The organism is Actinomycetospora chiangmaiensis DSM 45062, assembly GCF_000379625.1.
Lineage (GTDB): Bacteria > Actinomycetota > Actinomycetes > Mycobacteriales > Pseudonocardiaceae > Actinomycetospora > Actinomycetospora chiangmaiensis.
Map to the genome: position 1 here is coordinate 234,132 of NZ_KB903240.1, position 22,801 is coordinate 256,932.

Below are 22,801 nucleotides of genomic sequence, written 5' to 3' on the forward strand. Positions count from 1 at the left end.
ACGATTCTCACGTGGACGCGGACGGTCGGGTCACGTTCACTCGGCGACCGTGACCACGCCCCGCGCCCGCTCGGGTGCCCTGCTCGCCCTCGGCTCGATGTCCTGCGTCCAGCTCGGACTCGCCGCGTCCGTCGGCCTGTTCGCCGTCGTCCCGCCCGAGGGCGTCGCCGCGCTGCGACTGGGCTGGGCGGGCCTGCTGCTCCTCGTGATCGCCCGACCCCGGCCCTCGTCGTTCACGCGCGCCTCGTTCGGCGCCGCGGTGCTGCTCGGGGTGGTCACGGCCGGCCTGACGATGCTGTTCATGGCCGCCGTCGCCCGGATCCCGCTCGGGACGGCGGCCGCGATCGAGTTCCTGGGTCCGCTCGGGGTGGCGGTGTTCCGGGGCCGGGGCCGCGCGCTCGTCTGGCCGGTCCTGGCGGGCGGCGGCGTGGTGCTGCTGACCGAGCCGTGGCAGGGCGCCACCGACCCGGTCGGTGTGGCGTTCGCGCTCGGGGCCGCCCTCTGCTGGGCGGGCTACATCCTGCTCACGCAGCGGGTCGGCGACGCCGTCACCGGCCTGCAGGGGCTCGCGGTGTCGATGCTCGTCGCCGGGGTGGTCGGCGTCGGGGTGGCGTCGGCCCTGGTGCCCGACCTCGGCGCGTCGCTCACGGGGCCGGTGCTGCTCCTCGGCCTCGCCCTCGCGCTGCTGCTCCCCGTCGTGCCCTTCGCCCTGGAGATGCTCGCGCTGCGCCGCCTCGCCGCAGGCGCCTTCGGCACGCTGATGGCGCTCGAACCGGCGATCGCCCTGCTGGTCGGGGCGGTCGTCCTCGGGCAGCTGCCCCCGGTCCTCGCGGTGGTCGGCATCGTCCTCGTCGTCACGGCGGGGGTCGGCGCGGCCCGGACCGGGGAACGCCTTCCCGACGACGGGGCCCGGGTCGCCCGGGAGCCGTCCCCGGTCTAGCCGCCCGAGCCGACGCTCGCGACGACGTCGTCGATCCGCGCGGCCAGGGCGAGGTCGACCTCGGTGACCACCGCGAGGCTCTCGGTGCGCGCCCGCAGCGTCAGCGAGGTCGGGGTCCGCTCGAGGACCCGGGCCCGCTGGCCGACCTCGCGCTCCACCCCGTGGACGCGGTCCAGCACGAGGTCGAGCCGCTCGGCGGGCAGGACGATCGTGCGGACGATCCCGGTGACGTCGCCCTCCCAGTCGGTCAGCCGACGCAGCGCCCGGGCCACGGTGTCCTCGTCGACCGGCTGGGGCCGTCCCTCCGCGCCTGCCGCCGGGGCGTCGGGCGGGAGCGCCGGGCCACCGGTGGGCCGCAGGTCGTAGGGCAGCGCGCGTCGCAACCGGTCCCGCAGGTCGGTGTCCTCGGCCGCCAGCTCCTCGACGACGGCCACGAGGACGTAGCGGGCGCGCTCGGGCGGCCAGCCGGTGCGGCGCGCGACGGTCTCCACCGGCGAGCCGGTCGTGGCGGGCGGAGGGCCGCCGTCGAGGCCCGCCTCGCGGGCGAGCAGGGTCGGGAGGGCGTCGGCGAGGGCGCCCCGATCGTCGGTGGGCAGGTGGTCGGCGAGGGCGGCCAGCGCGGCGGTGGCGCCCTCGCGGGCGTCGTCGGTGCGCTCGAGTCCGGCGCGGAGGGCCACGCCGCCGAGGAACTCCTGGTGTCGCATGGCCCGGCCTACCCGGTCAGCGACCGGCAGCACGCGTCGGGTCGGCGGCCCCGTCGAAGACGGCGTCGAGGGCCCGGCCCGGGTGCAGGGAGCCGTCGCGCGGGTCGCGGCGGTGGACGACGACGCGTCCCGAGCCGCGCAGCGGGACCACGAGCAGTCCGCCGGGGCGGACCGCGGCGGCCCAGCCGGGCGGGACCGTGGACCCGACCGAGACGAACGCGACGAGCCGGTCCACGGGTTCGTCGAGCCCGAGGGCCCGCAGCGCGTCGGCCGTCGTCAGCCGCACTGCAGCGCGCCCGTCGGCGGCGAGGAGTCGCCGTGCCCGCGCCGTGACGGCCGGGTCGACGTCCACGGAGTGCACGGTGCCGCCGGGGCCGACGGCCCGGTCCAGCACCGCGGTGGCGAAGCCCGACCCGGTCCCGATCTCGAGGACGTGGGCGCCGCGCGGCAGGTCGAGCAGCCGCAGCATCGCGAGCACGACGTCGGGGCGGGTGCTGTGCCGGTAGCGGCTCCCGTCGGGGTCGCGCTGATAGTGCTCCGGATCGGTGCGGGTGAACGCCGTCGCGACGTCGGCGCGGGGCCGCATCCTCCTCCCGTCGCTCCGCCCGCCCGCCGCCTCAGCCGGCCAGGGCCCCGTAGGCGGCGGCGAGCTCGTCGGGCGACGGACCCTCCAGCCGCCCCGGCCGGGCGAGGCCGTCGAGCACGACGAAGCGCAGCGTCGCGCCGCGGCTCTTCTTGTCGACCTTCATGTGCTCGACGAGGTCGGGCAGCGCGTCGGCGTCGTAACGGGTCGGGAGCCCGACGGCGGCGAGCACGTCACGGTGGCGCTCCGCGGTCGCGTCGTCGAGCCGGCCGGCGCGGCGGGCGAGCTCGGCGACGAACACCAGCCCGACGCTCACCGCCTCGCCGTGGCGCCAGCGGTACCGCTCGCGGCGCTCCACGGCGTGCCCGAGGGTGTGCCCGTAGTTGAGGATCTCGCGCAGGTGCGACTCGCGCAGGTCCGCGGCGACCACCTCGGCCTTGACACGCACGGACCGCGTGACGAGCTCGGCGATCACGTCGCCGTCCGGGTCCACGGCGGCCTTGGGGTCGGCCTCGACGAGTTCGAGGATCCGGGGGTCGGCGATGAAGCCGGTCTTGATCACCTCGGCCATGCCGGCCGCGATCTCCTCGGCGCCGACCGTGCGCAGGCCGTCGAGGTCCGCGACCACCGCGGCGGGCTCGTGGAAGGCCCCGACGAGGTTCTTCCCGGCGGCGGTGTTGATCCCGGTCTTGCCACCCACGGCGGCGTCGACCATCGCCAGCAGCGTCGTCGGGACGTGGACCACCCGCACGCCGCGCATCCAGCCGGCGGCCACGAACCCGGCGAGGTCGGTCGCCGCGCCGCCCCCGACGGCCACGACCGCGTCGGAGCGGGTCAGCCCGATGCGCCCGAGCTCCTCCCAGCAGGAGCCGGCGGTGGTGAGGTCCTTGCCGTCCTCGGACTCCGGCAGCACCACGAGGTGGACGTCGACCCCGGCGGCCCGCAGGCCGTCGGCCACGTCGCCGGCGATGCCCGCCACCGCCGGCTGGTGCAGCACCGCGATGCGCGTCGCCCCGGCGAGCGGGCCGCCGGTGGCGACGGCCGCGGCCACGGTCCCGGTGACGCCACGACCGATGGTCACGTCGTAGGGGCTCCCCGAGGCGACGTGGACGGTCTCGACCTCAGCCACGGGAGGCCACCTCCGGTCCGATCAGGGCGTGCACGGCGTCCGCGACGGCCTCGGGCTCCAACGCGTCGGTGGCCACCTCGTGGTCGGCCACCGAGCGGTACACGGGGAGGCGCTCGGCGAGCAGGGCCGCGAACGTGGCGCGCGGGTTCACCCCGGCCAGCAACGGGCGGGCCGTGGACAGTCCGGTGCGGCGCACCCCGGCGGCGAGGCCGACCGAGAGCAGCACCACCGGGTGACCGACGAGCACCCGTTGCGTGGCCTCGGCCAGCACCGCTCCCCCGCCCAGTGCCAGCACGCCGTCGTGGGCGACCAGCGCCTCGGCGACGGTCTCGCGCTCCAGGGCCCGGAACACGGGCTCGCCGTCAGTGGTGAAGATGTCGGCGATCGGCCGGCCGGCCTTCTGCTCGACGAGGGTGTCGGTGTCCGCGAACGCCACTCCCCACCGCTGCGCGAGCAGCCGGCCCACCGTCGACTTGCCGGCCCCGGGCGGCCCGACGAGCACCAGCACGGGGCTCATCGGTCGACGACCCGCAGCGGGTCGATCCCGGACCGGTAGGCGGCGGCGTTGCGGGCCGTCTCGGCCAGCGAGTCGCCGCCGAACTTCTCCAGCGCGGCGTCGGCGAGCACCAGCGCGACCAGCGCCTCGGCCACCACGCCCGCGGCGGGCACGGCGCACACGTCCGAGCGCTGGTGGTGGGCGGTCGCCGCCTCACCGGTGGCCAGGTCGACGGTGCGCAGCGCGCGCGGCACCGTGGAGATCGGCTTCATCGCGACCCGGGCGCGCAGCGGCTCGCCGTTCGTCATACCGCCCTCGATGCCGCCCGCCCGGTTCGAGGCCCGGTCGATCCCGGATCCGCGGCCCGCTCCCCCGTCGCTGCACTCGCCCCGGGCCGGGTCGATCTCGTCGTGCGCGGCCGATCCCCGGCGCCGGGCCGTGGCGAACCCGTCCCCGATCTCGACGCCCTTCATGGCCTGGATCCCCATGAGCGCCGCGGCGAGGCGCGCGTCGAGGCGACGGTCGGCCTGCACGTAGGACCCGAGCCCGACCGGCAGGCCGTGCACGACGACCTCGACGACCCCGCCGAGCGTGTCGCCCTCCTCCTTCGCGGCGTCGACCTCCGCGACCATGCGGGCGGTCGAGGCCTCGTCGACCGCACGCGTCGGGGAGGCGTCGATGCGCTCGCCGTCACCGGGCATCGGGATGACGTCGGGCGTGGCGTCGGCGGTGCCCAGCGAGATCACGTGGGACAGCACCTCGACCCCGAGGGCCTGGGACAGGAACGCCTTGGCGACCGCACCGAGGGCCACCTTCGCGGCGGTCTCCCGCGCCGAGGCCCGCTCGAGCACCGGGCGGGACTCGTCGAACCCGTACTTCGTCATCCCCGCCAGGTCGGCGTGGCCGGGGCGGGGACGGGTCAGCGGCGCGTTGCGGGCGCGGCCCTCGAGCAGCGCCGGGTCGACCGGGTCGGCGGCCATGACCGTCTCCCACTTCGGCCACTCCGTGTTGCCGATGCGCACGGCGACCGGCCCTCCCTGGGTCAGGCCGTGCCGGACCCCGCCGAGGATCTCCAGCTCGTCGGCCTCGAAGCTCATCCGGGCGCCGCGTCCGTAGCCCAGGCGACGCCGCGCCAGCTCCGCCGAGATCTCCTTCGACGACACCGACACGCCCGCGACCATGCCCTCGAGCACCGCCATCAGGGCCGGACCGTGCGACTCACCAGCCGTCAACCACCGCAACACGCGCGCCATCGTCCCATGTCCCGTCCGCCGCCCCTCAGCCTGCGGCCAGAAGGACGATCCAGCTCACCCCGAGCAACGGCGGGCCGAGCGGCAGCGCGCGGCGACCCCGCAGCAGCGCCGACCCCGCCAGCAGGACGGCGGCACCGACCGGGACCAGACCGACGGCCCACCACCCGGCGGCCGCGAGGGGCCCGCCGAGCCCGGCCGCCAGCTTCACGTCGCCGCCGCCGGTCGACCCGGGGGCGAGGACCGCCACCAGGACGTGGAGCCCGCCGAGCACCAGGGTGCCCGCGATCCCGGCGAGCACCGCCCGGCCGCCCAGGGGCACGAGCGCGGCCCACCCGAGCGGGATCGCCGGCAGTGTGAGGACGTCGGGCAGCCGGCCCGCGGTCAGATCGGTCGCGCACCCGGCCACGGCGACGACGGACACGACGAGCAGCACCGGGACCCACGCCGCGCCGACCAGGCCGACCACGCCCGCCGTCATGACCGTCGCCCAGGCGCAGCCCACGCCCGCCTCGCACCACCCCCGTCCGACGACGATGCCGCGCCGCACGGCCGCCAGCCCGCGCCGGACCCCGGCGCCGACCACCGCACCCGCCCCGAGGGGCACCAGCACTCCGAGCACCACGTCCACCCACATCGCCACGCGCTCGAGGGTCGGCGTGCGGCCCCGGAGCTGTCACGACCGGCCGCTGGGCCTGGGGACAACCCGGTGGCCGGGTGCCGGTGGGGACGGAGCGTTACGGCGGACGGACGTCGAAGCCGGTCGCCCGGACCAGCGCACGGTGCATCTCCCGGCGGGGTGCGCTGCACCCCGTGAACTGCTCGACCTGCCCGAAGGCCTGGTGCAGCAGCATGTCCAGCCCCGTCGCGACGGCGAGGCCCCGCCGTCCGGCCGCGGCGGCGAGCGGCGTCGGCCACGGGTGGTAGACGGCGTCGAGGACCACGGCGTCCCCCGGCAGCCCGCCGGCCAGCCGGTCGGCCGCCCCGGCGTCGACGGCGCCGGCGGGCGTGGTGTTCACCAGCGCGGTCGCGTGCGACAGGTCGACGTCGTCGAGGCCGTCGAAGGTCCGCACCCGGCCGCGCATCCCGTACGCGTCGACCACGGCCGTCGTCTCCGCCGCCCGCGCCGGGTCCCGCACCACCAGCTGGACGTCCGTGGTGCCGAGGTCGGCGAGCGCGCCCACCGCGGCGGACGCCGTCGCCCCCGCGCCGAGCACCACCACGTCGTGCCGGCCCGCGTGCTCGACGATCCCGGCGCCCCGCAGGGCCCCGACGACCCCGTCGACGTCCGTGCAGTCCGCCGTCCAGCCCGCGTCGGAGCGGACCAGCGTGTTCGCCACCCCGAGCCGGCGCGCCCTGGCCGACGCCGAGGTCGCGAACGCGAGCGCGGCCTTCTTCCCGGGCATCGTCACCGACAGCCCCACCCAGGCCTCGTCCAGGGCGCCGACCAGCCCGGGCAGCTCCTCGGCGGTGCACTCCCGCCGCTCGTAGGTCCACCCGGACAGGCCGAGCGCGGTGTAGGCGGCGCCGTGCAGCACCGGGGAGAGCGAGTGCGCCACCGGCGAGCCGAGGACCGCGGCGCGGCGCGGTCCGGCCATCAGTAGACCCCGCGGGCCTGGGCGAGCCGGCGGTTCGCGTCGTGCTCCTCGGGTGCCACGGCGAAGCAGGACGAGCCGTCCTTCTCGCACTTGACGAAGTACACCCACGCCCCCACGTCGGGGGTCAGCGCCGCGGTCAGCGCCGGGGTCGACACCGCGCCGAGCGGCGTCGGCGGCAGCCCGAAGTTCAGGTAGGTGTTGTACGGGCCGGGTGTGGCCCGGTCGACCGGCGTCGTCAGCAGCGTCTGCCGGTCCAGCGGGTAGTTGATCGTCGAGTCCATCTGCAGGCGCATCGGGATCGGCAGCCGGTTGTAGACCACGCGCGTGATCCGGGGGAAGTCCGACTCGATGCCCTCCCGCTCGGCGATCGACCCGACGATCAGCGCCTGGTACGGGGTGACGTTGTTCGCCGCGGCCTTCGTCACCACCCCGGCCGACTCCAGCGTCGCCGCCGAGGTCCGCACGACCGTCGCCAGCGCCGACACGGCGTCCGAGCCGGGCCGCACGTCGTAGTTCCCCGGGGCCACGAGCCCCTCGAGGCGCCGCTCGACCGGCGCGCGGCGGACGCCGTCGAGCGCCCAGTCGGGGACGCCGAGCTGCGCGGGGTCCGTGCCGACCATGGCGCGACGCAGGTCGTCGACCGACACGCACCGTCGCTGCCCCGAGTCGTCGACCACGCAGGTCGCCGCGGAGATCAGCGACAGCACGCCGGGCACCCGCGCGTTCCCCACGCCCGCGGTGTCGTCGAGCTGCGTGCCGCCCCGCACCTCGAGCCGGCCGAGGCGCGCCGCCGGGTCGAGCATGCGGGTCACGGCCTCGGCCGCCGACATCTGCCGCGCCATGTCGTAGAAACCGGGCTGGATGCCACGCCCGCGTGGGTCGTCCTCCGCGGCCTGCCCGAAGCCGCGGGCCGACGCGACGACCCCCGCCGACACGAGGGACGCGCCGATGTCGCGGGTCGAGTCGCCGTCGGCGACCTGCACGACGACGTGCCCGGAGCCGGGCCCGGAGAAGTCGGGCGGGAACACCACGCCCCACAGGTCGCGCGCGAAGAAGGCACCGCCGGCCAGGGCGAGGACCAGGACCGCGGCCACGACCGGCCACACCAGCCGGCGCCGCCGCGCGGGCGGCGGCTCGTCACGCGCGGCGTCCGACGCCGGGACGAGGCCGCCGAGCACGTCCAGGTCGCCCGCACCGGTCTCCCGGTCCCGGTCCCGGCCGTCGCTCGTGGGGGTCGGTGCCGTCGGCGCGGCGGGGGCCCATGCCGCGCGCGCGGGCGACGCGGGCACGGGGTGCGTGCGCTGCTCCCGGGGGCCCTCGGGGCGCCGGACGGGCCCGGAGGGATGCGGGAGCGCGACCCGCGAGGGGACCTCGGGGGCGTGCCCGCGGCGCATCGTGTCGGTGACCGCCTCGTCCTCGCCGTCGGGCGCGGCCAGCGCGGTGGTCGGTGCCTCCCAGTCCCGACGCCGGGTCGCGGGGCCGTCGCCCGTCGCCTCCCCCGGGCGGCGCAGGCCGCGGCTGCGCCGCGGGATCCGCACGTCGGCGTCGGTGCCGGCCCCACCGGTCGTCGGGGAGTCCCGTCGGTGCTCGGACCCGGCCGAGGACGACATGGGGACCAGCCGCGGCCGTCCGACGTCCCGGCTCACGGGGCCGTCCCGCGCCGCGCGTCCAGCCAGGTCTGCAGGATCGCGACCGCCGCGGCCTGGTCGATCACGCGCCGCTGCGCCCGACCCTTCACCCCGCGGTCGGAGAGCATGCGCCCCGCCGTCACCGTGGAGAGCCGCTCGTCGGCCATGGTCACCGGTACCCCCGACACCCCGCGCTCGTCGAACACCTCACGGAGGTCGTCGGCGTACCCGAGCGCCGCCCGGGCGGCCGGACCCTCACGCCCGGCCAGGGTGCGCGGCAGGCCCACGACCACCTCCACCACCTCGTGCTCCGCGACGAGATCGGCGAGCTGGTCCAGGTCGGACCACGTCGTCTCGTCGCGATCGAGCGTAACGAGCGGTGTGGCGAGCACTCCGGCGGGATCGGAGAGAGCGACGCCGACGCGCACCGCGCCGACGTCGACCCCGAGCACGCGGCCGGTCACCGTCAGCGACCTGCGCCCCGGCTGCCCGTCGCTCCGCTCGCCGGGTTCGTCGCCACCTGCGCCCGCAGCGCGTCGATGGCGGCCCCGATCCCGGCGTCCATCCCGGCCGGACCGCCCGACGGTGAGCCGCCGCCCTGCGCGAGGTCGGCCTTGCCCCCGCCCCGGCCCCCGACGGCGGGTGCGAACGCCCTGACCAGGTCGCCGGCGGCGAGCCCGCGGTCGCGACCCGCGGCGGTCGTCGCCACGACGAAGGACAGCTTCTCTCCGTCCGGGGCGAACAGTGCGACGACGCCGGGCCGGTCGCCGAGGCGCCCGCGGACGTCGGAGGCGAGGGTGCGCAGGTCGTTGCCGCCGACGCCGTCGGGCGTGCGGGCGGCGACGAGCGCGACACCGGCGACGTCGTCGGCCCCGTCGGCCAGCGCGCCCGCCGAGGAGAGGACCTCCTTCGCGCGGACGGCCTCCAGCTCCTTCTCGGCGGCGCGGAGGCGGTCGACGATGCCCGAGATGCGCTCCGGGAGCTCCTCGGGCTGGGCGCGGAACTGCTCGGCGAGCTGGTTGACCAGCACGTGCTCGCGGGCGAGGAACCGGAAGGCGTCGATGCCCACGAGGGCCTCGACGCGCCGCACCCCGGAGCCGACCGACCCCTCACCCAGCAGCTTCACCAGGCCCAGCTGACCCGCCCGGCCCACGTGCGTGCCACCGCAGAGCTCGCGGGAGTAGTCCCCCACCTCGACGATGCGCACCGCGTCGCCGTACTTCTCGCCGAACAGCGCGATGGCCCCGAGCTTGCGGGCCTCGTCCATGCTCGTGACGAAGGCGCGGACCTCGTCGTCACCGAGCAGCACCGAGTTGACCTCGTCCTCGACGTCGGCGAGGACCGAGGTCGGGACGGCGCCCTCGGGCGAGGTGAAGTCGAAGCGCAACCGGCCCGGGGCGTTGAGCGAGCCCGCCTGGGCGGCGGAGTCGCCGAGCGCCTTGCGCATGCCGGCGTGCACGAGGTGGGTCGCGGTGTGCGAGCGGGAGATCGCCGCGCGCCGCTCCATGTCGATCTGGGCGGAGACGGCGGCGTCGCGGGTGACCTCGCCGTGCACCACCCGGCCCCGGTGCACGCTGAGGCCTGGAACGGGGGTCTGCACGTCGGTGACCTCGACGGTGAAGCCCTCGCCGAACAGGCGTCCGGTGTCGGCCTGCTGGCCGCCGCCCTCGGCGTAGAACGGCGTGCGGTCCAGCATGACCTCGACCTGGTCGCCCTCGACGGCGGCGGGCACGCCCACGCCGTCCACGACGAGGCCGACCACGGTCGCGTCGGCCCGCTGGTCGGTGTAGCCGAGGAAGCTCGTGAGCCCGGCGCGCTCGAGGACCTCGCGGTAGGCGCTGGCGTCGGCCCCGCCGTGCTTGCGCGCGGCGGCGTCGGCCTTGGCCCGGGCACGCTGCTCGTCCATGAGGAGGCGGAAGGCGCCCTCGTCGACCGCGAGCCCCGCCTCGGCGGCCATCTCCAGCGTGAGGTCGATCGGGAAGCCGTAGGTGTCGTGCAGTGCGAAGGCCGACTCGCCGGGCAGCGTCGTCGCGCCGCTCGCACGGGTCTCGGCGACCGCGGACTCGAAGATGCGCGACCCGGTGGCGAGGGTGGCGAGGAAGGCCTCCTCCTCGCGGCGCACCACGGCGGCGATGCGCTCGAACCCGGTCTCCAGCTCGGGGTAGGACGGCGCCATGGCGTCGCGCACGATGCCGACGAGATCCACCAGCACCGGCTCCGTGATGCCGAGCAGCCGGGCGTTGCGGATCACGCGGCGCAGCAGGCGGCGGAGCACGTACCCACGGCCCTCGTTGCCGGGGACGACGCCGTCGCCGATGAGCATCGTGCCGGTGCGGACGTGGTCGGCGATCACGCGGAAGCGGACGCCGTCCTCCTCGGACCCGTCGTCGTAGGAGCGGCCGGAGAGCTCCTGGACGCGGTCGATCACCGGACGGACGAGGTCGGTCTCGTAGACGTTGTCGACGCCCTGCAGGAGGAACGCGACGCGCTCGACGCCCATGCCGGTGTCGATGTTCTTCCGGGGCAGCTCGCCGATCGGGGCGGCCCCGTACTTCGGGCTCTGCTCTCCCCGGACGTCCTGCATGAACACGAGGTTCCAGATCTCGAGGTAGCGGTCCTCGTCGGCGACCGGCCCGCCCTCGATGCCGAACTCGGGGCCGCGGTCGTAGTAGATCTCCGAGCACGGTCCGCCGGGGCCGGGGATGCCCATGTCCCAGTAGTTGTCGCGGCCGTCGCGACGCTGGATGCGCTCGCTCGGCAGCCCGATGACGTCGTGCCAGATGCGCTCGGCCTCGTCGTCGTTCTCGTAGACCGTGACCCAGATGCGCCTCGGGTCGAAGCCGTACCCGCCCTCGTCCTGGGAGCCGGTGACCAGCGCCCAGGCGTGCCGGATGGCGCCTTCCTTGAAGTAGTCGCCGAACGAGAAGTTGCCCGCCATCTGGAAGAACGTGTTGTGGCGGGTGGTGTGCCCGACGTTCTCGATGTCGCCGGTGCGCACGCACTTCTGGATGGAGGTCGCCGTCCGGTACGGCGGCGGGGCCTCGCCGAGGAAGTACGGCTTGAACTGCACCATCCCCGCGTTGACGAACAGCAGCGTGGGGTCGTCCAGGATCAGCGAGGCGCTGGGGACGGGGGTGTGACCGGCGTTCTCGAAGTGCGCGAGGAACCGCCGACGGATTTCGTGGGTCTGCACGTCAGTCCTGCTCGTCGTCAGTGGGGCGGGCAGCACCCATCATTCCGCGTGCCCGACGGGCACCGGCGGGTGCCACCCTCCCGGGGGTGGGTGGCTCGGGGTGCGGGACTTCCCGACGACGGGCGCTCAGCGCCCGGCGGGTCCCCGCCGGGACGCTCGCGCGTGGCGGCCGCTCGGCGTCGGCTCGACGTAGGCCGGCGCGGGACGGACCGGGATCTCGGTGGTGTCCTCGACGAGCGCGTAGAGCTCCTGCTCACGCTCGTTCATGCCGGCGCGCACCTCGGCGCCGAACGCACCGAGACCCGCCCCGAGCTCGCGCAGCCCCTCACCGAGGCTCGCGCCCATGCCGGCGGGCGTGGCCCGCTGCGTGACCTGGTTGACCTTGCGGGTGGCGCTGACGCCGATCGCGACGCCGACTCCCACCCAGAACAGACGCTTCATGCGCGGGCACTCCGCTTGCTCCTGGTGGACCGCTTCGAAGGCGGTGCGTTCTTCAGCCTGCGCGCCTGGCTGGCCTTGCGCAGGCCGTAGGACAGGGCGGCGGCCTTGACGAGCGGGCCGCCGAGGGTGGCGGTGAACAGCGAGCTCAGCGCCCGGGTGTTCGCGGCCACCGCCTGGGCGCTGGCCGTGACGCCGTCGACGCGCTCCAGCTGCGTGTTCACCGTGGTGAGCGTGACCTGGGCGTCGTCGAGCAGCGGGGCGGAGCCCTCGTGCGCCTTGCGGATGGCGATCGTCGCCTCGTCCAGGGTGCGTCCCAGCTTGATCAGGGGCACGGCCAGCAACAGCACCAGGATCACGAACGCCACCGCGGCGATGATGGCCGCGATCTGCCCGACCGACACGGTCATTCCCCATTCGCTGGTGGTCGTGTAACCGATCTCGGCGCGCGGGCCGAACGGTGGCGGAAGGCTACCGGTAGCCCCGGGCCGGTGCGTCCGGTGGCCACGGGGTGAGTCGGTCGACGCCGCCCGCGGCGTCCCGTGATCGGCCCGGTGGTCGTCGACCGCGCCCGGAGGTCGGCGCGGCGAACCGTGGTCGATCATCCGGGTCGGCGCGACCCGGTTCGTCCCGCGGGAGTCCCGACACCGACCGGCTCGCGACCTAACGCCCGCGGACGACCTCGCGGAGCCGGGCGAGCCGCTCGCCGATCGCCCGCTCCTCGCCGCGCCCGGACGGGGCGTAGTAGTCGCGGCCCACCAGTTCGTCGGGCGGGTACTGCTGGGCGACGACGGCCGAGCGCTCGTCGTGCGGGTACCGGTAGCCGACGGCGTTGCCGAGCTTCTGGGCGCCCGCGTAGTGCCCGTCGCGCAGGTGCGGCGGCACCGGGCCCGCGGCGCCGGAGCGCACGTCGGACATCGCGGCGTCGATCGCGGTGATCACGGCGTTCGACTTGGGCGCCGTCGCCAGGTGGATCGTCGCCTGGGCGAGCGCGATCCGGCACTCCGGCAGGCCGATCGACTGCACGGCCTGCGCCGCGGCGGTGGCGGCCTGGAGCGCGGTCGGGTCGGCGAGCCCGACGTCCTCGCTCGCGTGCACCACGAGGCGCCGCGCGATGAACCGTGGGTCCTCCCCCGCGACGAGCATGCGGGCCAGGTAGTGCAGGGCGGCGTCGGGGTCCGAGCCGCGGATCGACTTGATGAACGCCGAGATGACGTCGTAGTGCTGGTCGCCAGCCCGGTCGTAGCGGACGGCGACCTCGTCCACGACCTGCTCCACGACGGCGAGGTCGATCGTGCCGCCCTCGCCCACCGCGTCGGCCGCCGCCTCCAGGGCGGTCAGCGACCGGCGCCCGTCACCGGCCGCGAGCCGCACCAGGTGGGCCCGGGCCTCGTCGGTGAGGGTGACGGTGCCGGCGAGGCCGCGCTCGTCGGCGACCGCCCGGTCGAGCAGCGTCGCGACGGCGTCGTCCTCCAGCGCGTGGAGCCCGAGGACGAGCGAGCGCGAGAGCAGCGGGGCGACGACGGAGAAGCTGGGGTTCTCCGTGGTGGCGCCGACGAGCAGGACGACCCGGTCCTCCACCGCCCCGAGCAGCGCGTCCTGCTGGGTCCGGCTGAACCGGTGGATCTCGTCGATGAACAGGACCGTGCGCCGGGGTTCGCTGGCCGCCAGCCGACGGCGGGCCACCTCGATGACCCCGCGGACCTCCTTCACCCCGGCCGACAGCGCCGACAACGCCTCGAACGCGCGCCCGGTGGCCTGCGAGATGAGGCGGGCGAGCGTGGTCTTCCCCGTGCCGGGCGGGCCGTGGAGCAGCACCGACGCGGGCGCGGCGCCCTCGACGAGCCGCCGCAGCGGAGCGCCCGGGGCCAGCAGGTGGTCCTGGCCGACGACCTCGTCGAGCGAGGCGGGCCGCATCCGCACCGCGAGCGGCGGGCGGACGTCGTTGCCGGACGGCACGGTCTCAGCGGGTCGAGCTCCGCTGCGCTGCGTCTCCCACCGGTCCTCCACGACGCCGCGCGTCACCGGCCGCAGGTCCTCGACGGCGGGCCGCTCGGGCTCCGGCGGCGCCACGTCGAACAGCCCTTCCTCGCTCACCCGTCCGACGCTACTGCCCACCCCCGACGGTCCGGCGACCCTTCCTGCCACTCCCCCGGAACCGCCAGCCACGGTGGCGGCGGAGGCCCCACTAGGGTCGGACACCATGCGGGAGATCCTCACCGTGCTGGAGTCCGACGCGCACGCGAGCGCCGAGCGCATCGCGACGCTCACCGGGATCGACGAGGCGACGGTGCGCGAGCACATCGCCGCGTGGGAGGCGTCCGGGGTGATCCGGCGCTACAAGGCGGTGGTCGACTGGGACCGCTTCGGCGACGAGCGCGTCACCGCCTTCGTCGACGTGACCGTCGCCCCCGAGCGTGGGCGCGGGTTCGACGACGTCGCCGAGCGCATCGCGCGGTTCCGCGAGATCCGGGCGGTGCACCTCGTCAGCGGGGCGCAGGACCTGCGCGTCGAGGTCGAGGGCGCGTCGATGAAGGAGGTCGCCGACTTCGTCGCGCAGAAGCTCTCGGGCATCGACCGCGTCACCGCGACCACCACGCACTTCCTGCTGCGCCGCTACAAGGACGACGGTCAACTGCTGACCGACCCCGAGCCCGACCAGCGGCTGTCGGTGACGCCCTGATGGGCGCACCGGACGGGCAGCGCGACGGCGCCGGAGGGTCGACGCCGCAGCGGCCCTTCTCCCGCACCGTCGCGGCGATCCCGCCGTCGGGCATCCGGAAGTTCTTCGACCTCGCCCAGAGCATGCAGGGCGTCATCTCGCTCGGCGTCGGCGAGCCGGACTTCCCGACGCCGTGGAGCGCCCGCGAGGCCGCCATCCACGCCCTCGAGCACGGCGCGACCACCTACACCTCCAACAGCGGGCTGCTGCCGCTGCGCGAGGCGATCACCGACGACCTCGCCGACCGCTACGGGGTGCGCTACCGGGCCGAGGACGAGTGCCTCGTCACCAGCGGGGTGTCCGAGGGGCTCGACCTCACGCTGCGGGCGCTGCTCAACCCCGGCGACGAGGTGATCGTCCCCGAGCCCTGCTACGTCGCCTACCAGCCGTGCGTGGCGTTCGCGGGCGGTATCCCGGTGCCGGTGGCACTCGATCCGGGCGACGCCTACCGCCTCGACCCCGCCATCATCGGCGCGGCGGTCACGGAGAACACGAAGGCGATCCTCTTCGGCTCGCCCTCGAACCCCACCGGCAGCGCCCAGAGCGCCGGCGACCTCGAGGCGCTGGCGGCCCTCGCCCGCGAGCACGACCTGTGGTTGCTCTCCGACGAGATCTACGACCGGCTGACCTACCACGGGATCCACACCCCGGTCGCGGCGTCGGCGCCCGAGCGGACGGTGACCCTCGGCGGGTTCTCGAAGTCGTACGCGATGACGGGCTGGCGGGTCGGCTACGTCTGTGCGCCGGAGCCCCTCGCGCAGCTCATGCACCGCATCCACCAGTACACGATGCTCTGCGCGCCGCACATGTCCCAGATCGCGGCGCTCGAAGCGATGCGCACCGCGCAGGACGACGTCGAGGAGATGGTCGCCGACTACGACCGCCGCCGGCGCCTGTTCTCCAAGGGACTCGACGAGCTCGGCCTGACGTGCCCCGTCCCGGGCGGCGCCTTCTACGTCTTCCCGTCGATCGCGTCGACCGGCATGACCTCGGAGGAGTTCGCCGAGGGCCTGCTCACGCAGGAGAAGGTCGCCGTGGTGCCGGGCAACGTCTTCGGTCCCTCGGGTGAGGGGCACGTGCGCTGCTCCTACGCCACGGCCCTCTCCCAGCTCGAGCAGGCGCTCGAGCGCATCGCCCGCTTCATCGCCTGACGGCGGGTCGATCAGCGGCGCGCGAAGGCCGCGAACGACGGCAGGGGGCAGCTGCCGCCGTACGGGGCGAGGGCGCCGACGACGGCCTCGGCGAGGTCGAGCACGGCCTGCTCCCGCTGGCGGGCGGCGTCGGTGGCGAGGCGCTGCCAGTACCCGGAGAGCACCGCGGCGGCCCGCTCGGGCGGGCGTCCGACGACGACCTGTTCCGGGACCGAGCCGTCCCCGACGACGACCGGCAGCAGCGAGCGGGTGCACACCCACACCCACAGCGTGGTCGCGGCGAGGTGGCGGGGCCCGGCGACGGCGGGGTCGGCGAGCTCCGGCCACACGCCGGCGACCTCCGACTGCCACGACGCGGTCATGGCCTCGGCCATCCCCGAGGGCAGTGCGAAGGGCGCCGCCCACCCCGGGAACGGGAGCCGGACCGACGACGCGGTGAAGGCGACGTCGCGGAAGCACCCCCACTCGAAGTCGAGGAACCGCGCCCCGGCGCCGGTCAGCAGGCAGTTCTCCGGCGACACCTCGGACGGGCTGAAGGCGCGGTACCGCGTGCCGCCGAGCAGCGAGGCGGCGGCACGCGCGTGCTCGACGGCCGCGGGCGCGGCCTCGACGCGCAACCGGTCGGCGAGCAGGTCGGGGATCTCGGCCAGCGCGCTGCGGGCGTCGTCGGCCAGCGGGTCCCGCCAGTGCCGGACGCCGGAGCGGCGCAGGAGGGCGCCGAAGTCGCCCTCGCGGGCCGCGGTCGCCGCCTGGAGCCGCCCGAGGGCACGGGTGGCACCGAGCAGGGCGCGTTCGGCGGACTTGGCGTCGTCGCCGTGGAGCTTGTCGGCCAGGGTGGCGCCGCGGCCGAGGTCCTCGAGCACGAGGAGCCGCCGCTGCGGGTCGTTCGCGTAGAGGGTCGGGGTCGCGCGGTCGTCCGCGGGCATGGCGGTGAAGAGCTGGCAGCTGGCCGCCTCGTACGGGAACGGATCGACACGCTCCGTCGCCGAGGTGCGCGCCGAGGCGGTCGCCTCACCCAGGTAGTGCTTGACCACCAGGGACCGCGGCAACGAGAAGGGGTTCCGCGCGACCCGGACCCGCACCACCCGCGAGCGGCTGCTACCGCCCAGATCCTCCGCATCCGCGAGCCGTACCCGGGCGCCGGCCCGGCGGGTGAGGAGTTCCTCGGCCAGCGCGACCGTGTGCTCGACCGAACGGTCGGAGCCGGTAGCGGGGTCGAGGACGAAGGGGGCGTCGGAGTCATCGGCCGTGAGCGGGGTCATCAGACGATGGAGCCTACCGTCCAGGACGTTCGCTACTCGCGAGTAACTTGGCCTCGGGTGCTTCGGAATCGATGCATGTGGGTGTACTGCACCCCACGATTCGGTTGCGCGACGTCACCGTGTGTGGCAACGACGGCGCGCAACCGAACGCCGGGACGGGACCGGACCCGGCGTCAGGAAGGCCGGTCGCCGGGGTCGTCCACGGGGCGCTCCGGCGGCTTGACGGGGTTGGCGGGCAGCGTCCCCCCGGTGTCCGCGGGCTTCGCGGTCGGAGGCGTGGCGTCCACCCCCGCCTCCTTGCGCTGCAGCGCGGTGATGGGCGCCGGGGCGGCGGTGAGCGGGTCGTAGCCACCGCCGGTCTTCGGGAAGGCGATGACGTCGCGGATGGAGTCGACCCCGGCCAGCAGGGCGCAGATCCGGTCCCAGCCGAACGCGATCCCGCCGTGCGGCGGAGGGCCGAAGGAGAAGGCGTCGAGCAGGAAGCCGAACTTCTCCCGCTGCTCCTCGGGGGACAGGCCCATGAGCGCGAACACCCGCTCCTGGACGTCCTGCCGGTGGATACGGATGGACCCGCCGCCGATCTCGTTGCCGTTGCAGACGAGGTCGTAGGCGTAGGCGAGCGCGTGCGCCGGGTCCTCCTCGAAGCGGTCGATCCACTCCGGGGTCGGGGAGGTGAAGGCGTGGTGCACCGCGGTCCACTGCCCGGAGCCGACCGCGACGTCGCCCGCGGCCGTCGCCTCGTCGGCCGCCTCGAACAGCGGGGCGTCGACGATCCACACGAACGACCAGGTGCCCGGCTCGATGAGGTCCAGGCGCCGGGCGATCTCACCCCGCGCGGCGCCCAGCAGCGCCCGCGACGACGACCGGGGCCCGGCGGCGAAGAAGATGCAGTCGCCGGGGTTGGCGCCGACGGCCTTCGCGAGGCCCTCGCGCTCGGCGTCGGAGAGGTTCTTCGCGACGGGGCCACCCATGCCGACCTCGCCGTCGTCGCCGACGAGCACGTAGGCCAGTCCGCGGGCGCCGCGCTGCTTGGCCCACTCCTGCCAGCCGTCGAACGTGCGGCGGGCCTGGGAGGCGCCGCCGGGCATGACGATCGCGCCGACGTAGGGCGCCCGGAAGACGCGGAAGGGCGTCTCGGCGAAGTAGTCGGTGAGTTCGGTGAGCTCGATGCCGAAGCGCAGGTCGGGCTTGTCCGAGCCGTAGCGGGCCATCGCGTCGGCGTAGGTCATCCGCGGCACCGGCGTCGGCAGCTCGTAACCCGCGAGCTCCGACCACAGCGCGCCGATGATCGCCTCGCCCAGGGCGATGACGTCGTCCTGGTCGACGAAGCTCGCCTCGATGTCGAGCTGGGTGAACTCCGGCTGGCGGTCGGCCCGGAAGTCCTCGTCGCGATAGCAGCGCGCGATCTGGAAGTAGCGCTCCAGGCCGCCGACCTGCAACAGCTGCTTGAACAGCTGCGGTGACTGCGGCAGCGCGTACCAGCTGCCCGGGCGCAGGCGGGCCGGCACGAGGAAGTCGCGCGCGCCCTCGGGGGTCGACCGGGTCAGGGTCGGGGTCTCGACCTCGACGAAGTCGCGGTCGGAGAGCACGTCGCGGGCGATCTTGTTGGCGCGCGAGCGCAGCCGGATCGCGTGCGCCGGGCCCTCGCGACGCAGGTCGAGGTAGCGGTAGCGCAGGCGCACGTCCTCGCCGGGCGTCTCGTCCATCTGGAACGGCAGCGGCGCGGACTCCGAGAGCACCGTCAGCTCGGTCGCGCTGACCTCGACGGCGCCGGTGGCCAGGTCGGCGTTCTCGCTGCCGCTCGGGCGGGCCTCGACGGTGCCGACGACCTGCACGCAGTACTCGGCGCGCAGCCGGTGGCTCGCCTCGGCGACCTCGCCCGACCGGAACACGACCTGGACGACCCCGGAGGCGTCGCGCAGGTCGATGAACACCACGCCGCCGTGATCGCGGCGACGGGCCACCCATCCGGCGAGGGTGACGGTGGCGCCGACGTGCTCGGCGCGCAGCGTGCCGGCGGGGTGCGTGCGCATCATCTGCGGTGAATCTCCTGGTCGCGTCGGGTGGGAGACACCCAGGCTATCTAGCCGCTGACGGTCGGCCCCGCCCGGTCGAGGTGGATCCGCACCGCCACCCGCCGCTCGCGGCGCATCGCGTCGTCGAACTCGTCCCAGTCGTCGTGCTCACCGCCGGTGACCTGGCGGTAGAGCGTCCGCAGTGGCTCGTGGGCCGCGGGCAGGTCGACGATCTCGACGTCGCCCTCGACCTGCACCCACTCCCCGAAGAAGGCGTCGGGGAAGACGCACACCCACGCCCGCGGCGTCCGCCGCAGGTTCTTCGCCTTCACCGCGGTCTCCCGGGTGCTGATCACCGCCGCGCCGTCGTCGTCGATCCCGACGACGACGGGCGAGAGCTGCGGGGCACCGTCGGAGCGGGTGGTGGCGAGCACGGCGTGGTGGTGCTCGCGGAGGTAGGTGCGAGCCTGGTCGAGGTCCATGCCCGGGGAGTACCCCGGGAGCCCACCCGTCGTCCGGGCGCTGGTCGGGGTCGGTGGCCGATCCGTCGCACCGGACGCGTCGGAGGGGCCGTCGACCCGTGGCGTCGGTGGAGCGGTGGTCGCTACAGCAACGAGAGCTGTTCCGGCGGCGCCGACTCGACCAGCGCCGCCGGCACCCGCGGCAGCGCTCCGTCCGGCCACGGTTCCGGGTTGTCGGACTGCGCCCCCCTCCCGCCGTCCAGCCGCCCGCCCATGTGGTGCCCGCCGCCGTCGAGGCCGTGGCGGCGCAGCAGCACCCGGACGCGCGCGGCGAGGTCGTCCCGGTACGCCCGCTGCACGTACGCCCCGTGGCGGTAGAGCTCCGCGTAGCGCTCGAGCAGGTGCGGGTGCTCGCGGGCGAGCCAGCCGTGGAACCACTCGCGCGTGCCGGGCCGCAGGTGCAGGGCCAGCACCGACGCACCGCTCGCCCCGGCGGCCGCGATCTCGCCGAGCAGGGCGTCCAGGGCGGCGTCGGCATCGGTGAGCCCCGGCAGGACGGGTGCCACGAAGACCCCGACGGGGAGTCCGGCGTCGGCGAGGCGCCGCACGAGGTCGAGGCGGGCCCGCGGGGTCGGGGTGCCGGGCTCGACCGAGCGGTGCAGGTCGGGGTCGAGCAGCGCGAGCGACACGCCCACCCCCACCGGGACGTCGCGCCCCGCCGCGGTGATCTCGGGCAGGTCCCGCGCAAGGAGCGTGCCCTTGGTGAGGATCGACAGCGGGGTCCCCGAGCGGCCGAGCGCCCGGATGATGCCCGGCATCAGCCGGTAGCGGCCCTCGGCCCGCTGGTAGGGGTCGGTGTTGGTGCCCATGGCCACGTGCTCGCGGGTCCAGCGGGACGAGCGCAGCTCCCGGGCGAGCACCTCGGGGGCGTTCAGCTTGACCACGACCTGCCGGTCGAAGTCCTCCCCCGCGTCGAGGTCGAGGTAGGTGTGGGTGTTGCGGGCGAAGCAGTTGTGGTGCACCAGCCCGACGGCGACGTAGTCCCCGGCCGTGGTGGTGACGTCGTAGACGGTGCCCTCCCCCGCCGGCTCCACCGCGACGAGCGTCCGGTCGGCGCCGCGGGACTCGTCGAGCACGTCACGGACCCCGGCGAGCCCGGGGGCGGGCAACGTCTCGGCCCCGACCAGGGCGTCGCCCGGCACGAGCCAGGTGCCCCCGTGACCGTCGGCCCCCGACCGGGAGACGTGCCGCCAGCCGGTGCGGGCCAGCAGCCGGTGGTCGGCCCCGACGAGGACGGACGTCCCGTCGACGACCCGCACCCGCACCACCGAACGCCGGCTCGACCAGTGGGCGAGGACGTGGGTGCGCACGAGCCGACGCACCCCGCCCTCCTCGACGGTCCCGACGATCGCGTCCCCGACGCGCAGATCGGCCATGGGCACCGTCCCGCCGTCGGCCCGCAGGACCGGCGTCCCGCCCGCCACGCAGTAGGTGCACGCGTGGGAACAGCCGCGGTACGGGTTGACGGTCCAGGCGAAGGGCATCGGGGAGCCGCCCGGGACCCGGTTGAGCACGGAGCGCGCCCGCACCTCGTGGAACGTGATCCCGGCGAACTCGGGCGTCTGCACGCTCCGGACGAGGCCCTTGAGGGCCGGCATCCCCGGCAGCGCCCCGTCGTCGTCCAGTTGCTGACCCGCCCACCGCATGAGCAGCAGTCGAACACGTGTTCGCATCGAACGCAAGTTCGAGTGGCCCGCCTGGTTTCGGTACCGTCGGTACGCGGTACTGCAGATCACACCCGGACAGGAGGCCCGCGTCATGTCGTTCACCCTCGAGCTCACACCGGCGCACCACGAACTGGTGCGGCGCGCGCACACCTTCGCCGAGGAGGTGATCCGGCCGGCCGCCCCGAAGTACGACGAGCTGCAGGAGTGCCCCTGGGACATCGTCGACGCGGCCTCGCGGGAGGGTTTCTACAACGCGCTGTTCTACGCCGACCTGATCGCCGACCCGACCGGGCTCTCCCTGCCGCTGTTCCTGGAGGAGATCTTCTGGGGGTGCGCGGGGATCGGTCTGACGATCGTCCTGCCGGCCCTCGCCCTCTCCGCGCTCAACCAGGCCGGCACCCCCGAGCAGATCGCCACGTGGGCCCCGGAGATGTTCGGGACCCCCGGCGACATCAAGCTCGCCGCCCTCGCCGTCAGCGAGCCGCAGGGCGGCAGCGACGTCTCCAACCTGCAGACCAGGGCGGTCAAGGACGGCGACGACTGGGTGCTCGACGGCACCAAGATCTGGATCGGCAACGGAGGGATCGCCGACGTCACGGTGGTCAACGCCGTCGTCGACCCCGACCTCGGCACCCGGGGCCAGGCCATGTTCCTCGTGCCGAAGGGCACGCCGGGCATGGACCAGGTGCGGCGCCTCGACAAGCTCGGGCACCGCGCGTCGCACACCGCGGAGCTGTCGTTCACCGACTGCCGCATCCCCGGTGACCAGCTCCTCGGCGGCGAGGACAAGCTCAACCACAAGCTGGACAAGGCCCGGCGCGGCGACCACACCCGCTCCGCCGCCCTCGGCGCGTTCGAGCAGACCCGCCCGATGGTCGCCGCGATGGCGCTCGGCGTCGCGCGGGCGGCGTTCGAGTACGCGTGCGACTACGCCTCGAAGCGCGAGGCCTTCGGGCACCCGATCATCGAGAACCAGGGCGTCGCGTTCCCGCTGGCCGACCTCGCCGCGGACATCGACGCCGCGCGCCTGCTCGCCTGGCGTGCCTCCTGGATGGCCGCGAACGGCGTCCCCTTCCACTGTGGCGAGGGGTCGATGTCGAAGCTCAAGGCCTCCGAGGTCGCGGTCCGCGCCGCCGAGCAGGCCATCCAGACCTGCGGTGGCTGGGGTTACGTCAGCGACCTGCCGGTGGAGAAGTGGTACCGGGACGCGAAGCTCTACACGATCTTCGAGGGCACGAGCGAGATCCAGCGGATGGTCATCGGCCGCACGCTCGCCACCGAGGCCTCCCAGACCCCGCAGCACCACCTCCTGCCGGGCGACCACGCCGGGCTCTCGCGGAAGTTCGGGCACGGGTCGCTCGCGCGCGCCCGGGCCGGGGAGGCCTTCCTCAAGCTCGCCCAGAAGGCGCCCCACCGGCTGCTCGAGCTGGGCGGTCGCCTCGCCTCGCCCGGGCGTTGATCACGACGTCGGGGGCGGGGACCCTCTAGGGTGCGCTCACACACC

The 22,801-nt window shown here is 75.1% G+C and carries 21 protein-coding genes; 4 read left to right on the top strand and 17 right to left on the bottom strand.

Features of this window, described 5'->3' with window-relative positions:
* Positions 1-49 precede the first annotated feature (49 nt).
* A complete protein-coding gene (locus A3CO_RS0118170) occupies positions 50-940 on the top strand; it encodes an EamA family transporter (protein WP_018333666.1) in 891 nt (296 codons plus the stop codon).
* Here the strand turns inward: A3CO_RS0118170 and A3CO_RS0118175 are convergent.
* The 13 genes from A3CO_RS0118175 to A3CO_RS0118235 all read right to left on the bottom strand — a co-directional run bounded on the left by A3CO_RS0118175 (position 937) and on the right by A3CO_RS0118235 (position 14,056).
* Positions 937-1,644, bottom strand: a complete 708-nt coding sequence (locus tag A3CO_RS0118175) for a DUF2267 domain-containing protein (RefSeq protein WP_026204737.1) — start codon at positions 1,642-1,644, stop codon at positions 937-939. The genes A3CO_RS0118170 and A3CO_RS0118175 overlap by 4 nt on opposite strands.
* A gap of 16 nt (positions 1,645-1,660) precedes the next feature.
* The gene (locus A3CO_RS35015) at positions 1,661-2,230 is read right to left on the bottom strand and encodes a protein-L-isoaspartate O-methyltransferase family protein (RefSeq protein WP_018333668.1); all 570 of its coding nucleotides are present in this window, start codon (positions 2,228-2,230) and stop codon (positions 1,661-1,663) included.
* Between the two features lie 31 nt (positions 2,231-2,261).
* Positions 2,262-3,356 (bottom strand): 3-dehydroquinate synthase, encoded by a 1,095-nt coding sequence (gene aroB, locus A3CO_RS0118185; protein WP_018333669.1) that lies wholly within the window; start codon positions 3,354-3,356, stop codon positions 2,262-2,264.
* Positions 3,349-3,873, bottom strand: coding sequence for a shikimate kinase (locus tag A3CO_RS0118190; protein WP_018333670.1), 525 nt, complete (start codon positions 3,871-3,873; stop codon positions 3,349-3,351). The genes aroB and A3CO_RS0118190 overlap by 8 nt, the downstream gene beginning before the upstream one ends.
* A complete protein-coding gene (gene aroC / locus A3CO_RS0118195; RefSeq protein WP_169510961.1) occupies positions 3,870-5,105 on the bottom strand; it encodes a chorismate synthase in 1,236 nt (411 codons plus the stop codon). Before aroC ends, A3CO_RS0118190 begins: the two co-directional genes overlap by 4 nt.
* Positions 5,106-5,130: 25 nt before the next feature.
* Positions 5,131-5,739 carry a prepilin peptidase gene (locus tag A3CO_RS32995; RefSeq protein ID WP_033414653.1) on the bottom strand — a complete coding sequence of 203 codons (609 nt, stop codon included), beginning with the start codon at positions 5,737-5,739 and terminating at the stop codon, positions 5,131-5,133.
* Positions 5,740-5,839: 100 nt separating this feature from the next.
* Positions 5,840-6,700 (bottom strand): shikimate dehydrogenase, encoded by an 861-nt coding sequence (locus A3CO_RS0118205; RefSeq protein WP_018333673.1) that lies wholly within the window; start codon positions 6,698-6,700, stop codon positions 5,840-5,842.
* Positions 6,700-8,346, bottom strand: a complete 1,647-nt coding sequence (locus A3CO_RS0118210) for an endolytic transglycosylase MltG (RefSeq protein WP_018333674.1) — start codon at positions 8,344-8,346, stop codon at positions 6,700-6,702. The genes A3CO_RS0118205 and A3CO_RS0118210 overlap by 1 nt, the downstream gene beginning before the upstream one ends.
* Positions 8,343-8,792: a Holliday junction resolvase RuvX gene (ruvX, locus tag A3CO_RS33000; protein WP_018333675.1), complete on the bottom strand. Its 450-nt coding sequence runs from the start codon at positions 8,790-8,792 to the stop codon at positions 8,343-8,345. The genes A3CO_RS0118210 and ruvX overlap by 4 nt, the downstream gene beginning before the upstream one ends.
* A gap of 2 nt (positions 8,793-8,794) precedes the next feature.
* On the bottom strand, positions 8,795-11,521 hold the full coding sequence (gene alaS / locus A3CO_RS0118220) for an alanine--tRNA ligase (protein ID WP_018333676.1): 2,727 nt from the start codon (positions 11,519-11,521) through the stop codon (positions 8,795-8,797).
* 126 nt (positions 11,522-11,647) lie between these two features.
* The gene (locus tag A3CO_RS0118225; protein ID WP_018333677.1) at positions 11,648-11,962 is read right to left on the bottom strand and encodes a hypothetical protein; all 315 of its coding nucleotides are present in this window, start codon (positions 11,960-11,962) and stop codon (positions 11,648-11,650) included.
* Positions 11,959-12,363, bottom strand: coding sequence for a DUF948 domain-containing protein (locus tag A3CO_RS0118230; RefSeq protein WP_026204739.1), 405 nt, complete (start codon positions 12,361-12,363; stop codon positions 11,959-11,961). The genes A3CO_RS0118225 and A3CO_RS0118230 overlap by 4 nt, the downstream gene beginning before the upstream one ends.
* A 259-nt stretch (positions 12,364-12,622) precedes the next feature.
* Entirely contained in the window at positions 12,623-14,056 is a 1,434-nt protein-coding gene (locus A3CO_RS0118235; RefSeq protein WP_018333679.1) for a replication-associated recombination protein A, read from the bottom strand.
* A gap of 106 nt (positions 14,057-14,162) precedes the next feature.
* On the opposite strand from A3CO_RS0118235, the gene A3CO_RS0118240 reads away from it, so the two are divergent.
* Both A3CO_RS0118240 and A3CO_RS0118245 read left to right on the top strand, forming a co-directional pair.
* Positions 14,163-14,642, top strand: coding sequence for an Lrp/AsnC family transcriptional regulator (locus tag A3CO_RS0118240; protein ID WP_018333680.1), 480 nt, complete (start codon positions 14,163-14,165; stop codon positions 14,640-14,642).
* Positions 14,642-15,832 carry an aminotransferase class I/II-fold pyridoxal phosphate-dependent enzyme gene (locus A3CO_RS0118245; protein ID WP_018333681.1) on the top strand — a complete coding sequence of 397 codons (1,191 nt, stop codon included), beginning with the start codon at positions 14,642-14,644 and terminating at the stop codon, positions 15,830-15,832. Before A3CO_RS0118240 ends, A3CO_RS0118245 begins: the two co-directional genes overlap by 1 nt.
* Before the next feature lie 11 nt (positions 15,833-15,843).
* On the opposite strand, the gene A3CO_RS0118250 is transcribed toward A3CO_RS0118245, so the two are convergent.
* The 4 genes from A3CO_RS0118250 to A3CO_RS0118265 all read right to left on the bottom strand — a co-directional run bounded on the left by A3CO_RS0118250 (position 15,844) and on the right by A3CO_RS0118265 (position 21,303).
* Positions 15,844-17,094 (bottom strand): hypothetical protein, encoded by a 1,251-nt coding sequence (locus A3CO_RS0118250; protein WP_018333682.1) that lies wholly within the window; start codon positions 17,092-17,094, stop codon positions 15,844-15,846.
* A 173-nt stretch (positions 17,095-17,267) separates the two neighbouring features.
* A complete protein-coding gene (gene aspS / locus A3CO_RS0118255; protein WP_018333683.1) occupies positions 17,268-19,130 on the bottom strand; it encodes an aspartate--tRNA ligase in 1,863 nt (620 codons plus the stop codon).
* A 47-nt stretch (positions 19,131-19,177) separates the two neighbouring features.
* Positions 19,178-19,591 carry a PPOX class F420-dependent oxidoreductase gene (locus A3CO_RS0118260; RefSeq protein ID WP_018333684.1) on the bottom strand — a complete coding sequence of 138 codons (414 nt, stop codon included), beginning with the start codon at positions 19,589-19,591 and terminating at the stop codon, positions 19,178-19,180.
* 122 nt (positions 19,592-19,713) lie between these two features.
* Positions 19,714-21,303, bottom strand: a complete 1,590-nt coding sequence (locus A3CO_RS0118265; protein ID WP_245561529.1) for an Rv2578c family radical SAM protein — start codon at positions 21,301-21,303, stop codon at positions 19,714-19,716.
* An 85-nt stretch (positions 21,304-21,388) separates the two neighbouring features.
* On the opposite strand from A3CO_RS0118265, the gene A3CO_RS0118270 reads away from it, so the two are divergent.
* Complete coding sequence (locus A3CO_RS0118270) at positions 21,389-22,756, top strand: acyl-CoA dehydrogenase family protein (RefSeq protein ID WP_018333686.1); 1,368 nt, start codon at positions 21,389-21,391, stop codon at positions 22,754-22,756.
* Positions 22,757-22,801 lie beyond the last annotated feature (45 nt).

What these genes read in the sequence shown, in the direction of transcription:
- A3CO_RS0118260 (WP_018333684.1), bottom strand. Translation starts at nt 19,591, where the DNA reads ATGGACCTCGACCAGGCTCGCACCTACCTCCGCGAGCACCACCACGCC.
- A3CO_RS0118270 (WP_018333686.1), top strand. Translation starts at nt 21,389, where the DNA reads ATGTCGTTCACCCTCGAGCTCACACCGGCGCACCACGAACTGGTGCGG.
- A3CO_RS0118225 (WP_018333677.1), bottom strand. Translation starts at nt 11,962, where the DNA reads ATGAAGCGTCTGTTCTGGGTGGGAGTCGGCGTCGCGATCGGCGTCAGC.
- aspS (WP_018333683.1), bottom strand. Translation starts at nt 19,130, where the DNA reads ATGATGCGCACGCACCCCGCCGGCACGCTGCGCGCCGAGCACGTCGGC.
- A3CO_RS35015 (WP_018333668.1), bottom strand. Translation starts at nt 2,230, where the DNA reads ATGCGGCCCCGCGCCGACGTCGCGACGGCGTTCACCCGCACCGATCCG.
- A3CO_RS32995 (WP_033414653.1), bottom strand. Translation starts at nt 5,739, where the DNA reads ATGTGGGTGGACGTGGTGCTCGGAGTGCTGGTGCCCCTCGGGGCGGGT.
- A3CO_RS0118190 (WP_018333670.1), bottom strand. Translation starts at nt 3,873, where the DNA reads ATGAGCCCCGTGCTGGTGCTCGTCGGGCCGCCCGGGGCCGGCAAGTCG.
- A3CO_RS0118245 (WP_018333681.1), top strand. Translation starts at nt 14,642, where the DNA reads ATGGGCGCACCGGACGGGCAGCGCGACGGCGCCGGAGGGTCGACGCCG.
- A3CO_RS0118250 (WP_018333682.1), bottom strand. Translation starts at nt 17,094, where the DNA reads ATGACCCCGCTCACGGCCGATGACTCCGACGCCCCCTTCGTCCTCGAC.
- A3CO_RS0118240 (WP_018333680.1), top strand. Translation starts at nt 14,163, where the DNA reads ATGCGGGAGATCCTCACCGTGCTGGAGTCCGACGCGCACGCGAGCGCC.
- A3CO_RS0118175 (WP_026204737.1), bottom strand. Translation starts at nt 1,644, where the DNA reads ATGCGACACCAGGAGTTCCTCGGCGGCGTGGCCCTCCGCGCCGGACTC.
- aroC (WP_169510961.1), bottom strand. Translation starts at nt 5,105, where the DNA reads ATGGCGCGCGTGTTGCGGTGGTTGACGGCTGGTGAGTCGCACGGTCCG.
- A3CO_RS0118205 (WP_018333673.1), bottom strand. Translation starts at nt 6,700, where the DNA reads ATGGCCGGACCGCGCCGCGCCGCGGTCCTCGGCTCGCCGGTGGCGCAC.
- A3CO_RS0118265 (WP_245561529.1), bottom strand. Translation starts at nt 21,303, where the DNA reads ATGCGAACACGTGTTCGACTGCTGCTCATGCGGTGGGCGGGTCAGCAA.